Source organism: Pseudomonas gebzensis, from assembly GCF_034427815.1.
Taxonomy (GTDB): Bacteria; Pseudomonadota; Gammaproteobacteria; order Pseudomonadales; family Pseudomonadaceae; genus Aquipseudomonas.
Genome location: NZ_JAXQNS010000017.1, coordinates 1 through 5,372 on the forward strand (window position 1 = coordinate 1; position 5,372 = coordinate 5,372).

Consider the following 5,372-nt stretch of genomic DNA (forward strand, 5'->3'; position numbering starts at 1 on the left):
GCCAGCCAATTCGGATATGTGATGTTTGTGTGCGAATTTTCAGCGTTTCGTCTTCACCACCACAATCTGTGAGCCTGGCTCTGCAGATTGCTTGGGTGTTATATGGTCAAGCCTCACGGGCAATTAGTATTGGTTAGCTCAACGCCTCACAGCGCTTACACACCCAACCTATCAACGTCGTAGTCTTCGACGGCCCTTCAGGGGATTCTAGATCCCAGTGAGATCTCATCTTGAGGCAAGTTTCCCGCTTAGATGCTTTCAGCGGTTATCTCTTCCGAACATAGCTACCCGGCAATGCCACTGGCGTGACAACCGGAACACCAGAGGTTCGTCCACTCCGGTCCTCTCGTACTAGGAGCAGCCCCTCTCAAATCTCAAACGTCCACGGCAGATAGGGACCGAACTGTCTCACGACGTTCTAAACCCAGCTCGCGTACCACTTTAAATGGCGAACAGCCATACCCTTGGGACCGGCTTCAGCCCCAGGATGTGATGAGCCGACATCGAGGTGCCAAACACCGCCGTCGATATGAACTCTTGGGCGGTATCAGCCTGTTATCCCCGGAGTACCTTTTATCCGTTGAGCGATGGCCCTTCCATACAGAACCACCGGATCACTAAGACCTACTTTCGTACCTGCTCGACGTGTGGGTCTCGCAGTCAAGCGCGCTTTTGCCTTTATACTCTACGACCGATTTCCGACCGGTCTGAGCGCACCTTCGTACTCCTCCGTTACTCTTTGGGAGGAGACCGCCCCAGTCAAACTACCCACCATACACTGTCCTCGATCCGGATAACGGACCTGAGTTAGAACCTCAAAGTTGCCAGGGTGGTATTTCAAGGTTGGCTCCATGAGAACTGGCGTCCCCACTTCAAAGCCTCCCACCTATCCTACACAAGCAAATTCAAAGTCCAGTGCAAAGCTATAGTAAAGGTTCACGGGGTCTTTCCGTCTAGCCGCGGATACACTGCATCTTCACAGCGATTTCAATTTCACTGAGTCTCGGGTGGAGACAGCGCCGCCATCGTTACGCCATTCGTGCAGGTCGGAACTTACCCGACAAGGAATTTCGCTACCTTAGGACCGTTATAGTTACGGCCGCCGTTTACCGGGGCTTCGATCAAGAGCTTCGCTTGCGCTAACCCCATCAATTAACCTTCCGGCACCGGGCAGGCGTCACACCCTATACGTCCACTTTCGTGTTTGCAGAGTGCTGTGTTTTTAATAAACAGTCGCAGCGGCCTGGTATCTTCGACCGGCATGAGCTTACGGAGCAAGTCCTTCACCCTCACCGGCGCACCTTCTCCCGAAGTTACGGTGCCATTTTGCCTAGTTCCTTCACCCGAGTTCTCTCAAGCGCCTTGGTATTCTCTACCCAACCACCTGTGTCGGTTTGGGGTACGGTTCCCAGTTATCTGAAGCTTAGGAGCTTTTCTTGGAAGCATGGCATCAACCACTTCGTCGCCTAATGGCAACTCGTCATCAGCTCTCGGTCTTAAGATCCCGGATTTGCCTAAGATCTCAACCTACCACCTTAAACTTGGACAACCAACGCCAAGCTGGCCTAGCCTTCTCCGTCCCTCCATCGCAATAACTGCAAGTACAGGAATATTAACCTGTTTTCCATCGACTACGCTTTTCAGCCTCGCCTTAGGGACCGACTAACCCTGCGTCGATTAACGTTGCGCAGGAAACCTTGGTCTTTCGGCGTGCGAGTTTTTCACTCGCATTGTCGTTACTCATGTCAGCATTCGCACTTCTGATACCTCCAGCAAGCTTCTCAACTCACCTTCACAGGCTTACAGAACGCTCCTCTACCGCATCACCAGAGGTGATACCCGTAGCTTCGGTACCTGGTTTGAGCCCCGTTACATCTTCCGCGCAGGCCGACTCGACTAGTGAGCTATTACGCTTTCTTTAAAGGGTGGCTGCTTCTAAGCCAACCTCCTAGCTGTCTAAGCCTTCCCACATCGTTTCCCACTTAACCAGGATTTTGGGACCTTAGCTGACGGTCTGGGTTGTTTCCCTTTTCACGACGGACGTTAGCACCCGCCGTGTGTCTCCCATGCTCGGCACTTGTAGGTATTCGGAGTTTGCATCGGTTTGGTAAGTCGGGATGACCCCCTAGCCGAAACAGTGCTCTACCCCCTACAGTGATACATGAGGCGCTACCTAAATAGCTTTCGAGGAGAACCAGCTATCTCCGAGCTTGATTAGCCTTTCACTCCGATCCACAGGTCATCCGCTAACTTTTCAACGGTAGTCGGTTCGGTCCTCCAGTCAGTGTTACCTAACCTTCAACCTGCCCATGGATAGATCGCCCGGTTTCGGGTCTATACCCAGCGACTAAACGCCCTATTAAGACTCGCTTTCGCTACGCCTCCCCTATTCGGTTAAGCTCGCCACTGAATATAAGTCGCTGACCCATTATACAAAAGGTACGCAGTCACCTAACAAAGTAGGCTCCCACTGCTTGTACGCATACGGTTTCAGGATCTATTTCACTCCCCTCTCCGGGGTTCTTTTCGCCTTTCCCTCACGGTACTGGTTCACTATCGGTCAGTCAGTAGTATTTAGCCTTGGAGGATGGTCCCCCCATATTCAGACAAAGTTTCTCGTGCTCCGTCCTACTCGATTTCATTGATAAGAGATTTTCGTGTACGGGGCTATCACCCACTATGGCCGCACTTTCCAGAGCGTTCCACTAATCTCAAATCAACTTAAGGGCTGGTCCCCGTTCGCTCGCCACTACTAAGGGAATCTCGGTTGATTTCTTTTCCTCAGGGTACTTAGATGTTTCAGTTCCCCTGGTTCGCCTCTTGCACCTATGTATTCAGTACAAGATAACCAGCTTATGCTGGCTGGGTTCCCCCATTCAGAGATCTCTGGATCACAGTCTGTTTGCCGACTCCCCAAAGCTTATCGCAGGCTACCACGTCTTTCATCGCCTCTGACTGCCAAGGCATCCACCGTATGCGCTTCTTCACTTGACCATATAACCCCAAGCAATCTGGTTATACTGTGAAGACGACATTCGCCGAAAATTCGCATGTTGCTCTTTCGAGCAGAACTCACAAATTTTACCTTAGCCTGATCACCACCAGTGAAAGTGGCCATCAGTCTATTTCTATCACATATCCGAATTTTTAAAGAACGATCTGACAAAAGTCAGAAATCAACATTTCACAGCTTCAGCTGCAAATGTTCATTTCTGTATTCTGAACAGCAAACGACGATGAAAAGTGGTGGAGCCAAGCGGGATCGAACCGCTGACCTCCTGCGTGCAAGGCAGGCGCTCTCCCAGCTGAGCTATGGCCCCGTGTGTCGTAGCATCTAGGCTGCACCATGAAATGGTAGGTCTGGGCAGATTTGAACTGCCGACCTCACCCTTATCAGGGGTGCGCTCTAACCAACTGAGCTACAGACCTATAACAGGGTCGCGTTACAGCATCGTCTTCGTACAAAGAATCAAGCAATTCGTGTGGGAGCTCATCAGCAGGCTGATGTCGTCGATTAAGGAGGTGATCCAGCCGCAGGTTCCCCTACGGCTACCTTGTTACGACTTCACCCCAGTCATGAATCACACCGTGGTAACCGTCCTCCCGAAGGTTAGACTAGCTACTTCTGGTGCAACCCACTCCCATGGTGTGACGGGCGGTGTGTACAAGGCCCGGGAACGTATTCACCGTGACATTCTGATTCACGATTACTAGCGATTCCGACTTCACGCAGTCGAGTTGCAGACTGCGATCCGGACTACGATCGGTTTTGTGAGATTAGCTCCACCTCGCGGCTTGGCAACCCTCTGTACCGACCATTGTAGCACGTGTGTAGCCCAGGCCGTAAGGGCCATGATGACTTGACGTCATCCCCACCTTCCTCCGGTTTGTCACCGGCAGTCCCCTTAGAGTGCCCACCATTACGTGCTGGTAACTAAGGGCAAGGGTTGCGCTCGTTACGGGACTTAACCCAACATCTCACGACACGAGCTGACGACAGCCATGCAGCACCTGTGTCAGAGTTCCCGAAGGCACCAATCCATCTCTGGAAAGTTCTCTGCATGTCAAGGCCTGGTAAGGTTCTTCGCGTTGCTTCGAATTAAACCACATGCTCCACCGCTTGTGCGGGCCCCCGTCAATTCATTTGAGTTTTAACCTTGCGGCCGTACTCCCCAGGCGGTCAACTTAATGCGTTAGCTGCGCCACTAAAATCTCAAGGATTCCAACGGCTAGTTGACATCGTTTACGGCGTGGACTACCAGGGTATCTAATCCTGTTTGCTCCCCACGCTTTCGCACCTCAGTGTCAGTATTGGTCCAGGTGGTCGCCTTCGCCACTGGTGTTCCTTCCTATATCTACGCATTTCACCGCTACACAGGAAATTCCACCACCCTCTACCATACTCTAGCTTGCCAGTTTTGGATGCAGTTCCCAGGTTGAGCCCGGGGATTTCACATCCAACTTAACAAACCACCTACGCGCGCTTTACGCCCAGTAATTCCGATTAACGCTTGCACCCTCTGTATTACCGCGGCTGCTGGCACAGAGTTAGCCGGTGCTTATTCTGTCGGTAACGTCAAAACAACCAGGTATTCGCTGACTGCCCTTCCTCCCAACTTAAAGTGCTTTACAATCCGAAGACCTTCTTCACACACGCGGCATGGCTGGATCAGGCTTTCGCCCATTGTCCAATATTCCCCACTGCTGCCTCCCGTAGGAGTCTGGACCGTGTCTCAGTTCCAGTGTGACTGATCATCCTCTCAGACCAGTTACGGATCGTCGCCTTGGTGAGCCATTACCTCACCAACAAGCTAATCCGACCTAGGCTCATCTGATAGCGCAAGGCCCGAAGGTCCCCTGCTTTCTCCCGTAGGACGTATGCGGTATTAGCGTTCCTTTCGAAACGTTGTCCCCCACTATCAGGCAGATTCCTAGGCATTACTCACCCGTCCGCCGCTGAATCGAAGAGCAAGCTCTTCTCATCCGCTCGACTTGCATGTGTTAGGCCTGCCGCCAGCGTTCAATCTGAGCCATGATCAAACTCTTCAGTTCAATACTGCTTGGGTTTTTAAGAAACCCTAAACTTGGCTCAGCAATCTCAAATGACTATGTGATTTCTCGCATGGTCACTTGTGATGCTGATAATCTTTCTGACTATCAGTCCGTACTCACAAGCACCCACACGAATTGCTTGATTCAATTTGTTAAAGAGCGGTTGGTTGAGCCTTTCGTCTCAACCGAGGCGCGCATTCTACGCTTTCCTCAGAGCCTGTCAAGCGTTTATTTTGAAGTGTTTCGCGAGAATCTCGTTCAACTTCAACCACTTGGCTCGCTGCGATCTCTCGTAGCGGGAGGCGAATCATACAGCGTTA

Annotated in this window: 2 tRNA genes and 2 rRNA genes; all 4 read right to left on the reverse strand. The window is 51.7% G+C overall.

Features of this window, described 5'->3' with window-relative positions:
• Positions 1 to 102: 102 nt before the first annotated feature.
• Positions 103 to 2,994, reverse strand: a 23S ribosomal RNA gene (locus SJI00_RS22205).
• Positions 2,995 to 3,244: 250 nt separating this feature from the next.
• Positions 3,245 to 3,320, reverse strand: a tRNA-Ala gene (locus SJI00_RS22210).
• A gap of 32 nt (positions 3,321 to 3,352) precedes the next feature.
• Positions 3,353 to 3,429, reverse strand: a tRNA-Ile gene (locus SJI00_RS22215).
• A gap of 86 nt (positions 3,430 to 3,515) precedes the next feature.
• A 16S ribosomal RNA gene (locus tag SJI00_RS22220) occupies positions 3,516 to 5,052 on the reverse strand.
• Together the 16S and 23S rRNA genes with 2 tRNA genes alongside form the textbook arrangement of a ribosomal RNA operon.
• Positions 5,053 to 5,372 lie beyond the last annotated feature (320 nt).